The organism is Mycobacterium sp. IDUB_19, assembly GCF_055419445.1.
This window is the reverse complement of sequence record NZ_JBVAXR010000223.1, coordinates 1-274: the sequence shown is the minus strand read 5'-3', so window position 1 is coordinate 274 and position 274 is coordinate 1. Positions and strand designations below refer to the sequence as shown.

The following is a 274-nucleotide window of genomic DNA, read 5'->3' as shown; positions in this document are numbered from 1 at the left end:
GTGCCACGCTGCTCGCCGGTCTCCACCATGATGAGCCGCCGCTTGCTGCGCGCGTACTGGCTGCGGATGTCGATCATCAGGCAATGTCCGCAATCCGCCTGCTTCAGGTCGATCAGCAGGGCTTCCGGCCGGGTCAGGCCAAACAGCATGGCCAGTTCGATGCGGGCCGCCAGGAAGGGATGGGCATTGACCTGCTCGCGGCTCATCTGTGCGCGGGCCTGCACGGCCCAGGCGGCAGATTGCGGACGATCCGCCACCTTGTCGAGCAAGGCTT

General features: G+C 66.1%; 1 protein-coding gene. It reads right to left on the bottom strand.

Annotation, left to right across the window (positions count from 1 at the left end; translation table 11 throughout):
* A partial coding sequence (locus ACZY0B_RS28045) for a hypothetical protein (RefSeq protein WP_463767468.1) occupies nt 1-274 on the bottom strand: 274 nt, incomplete at both ends.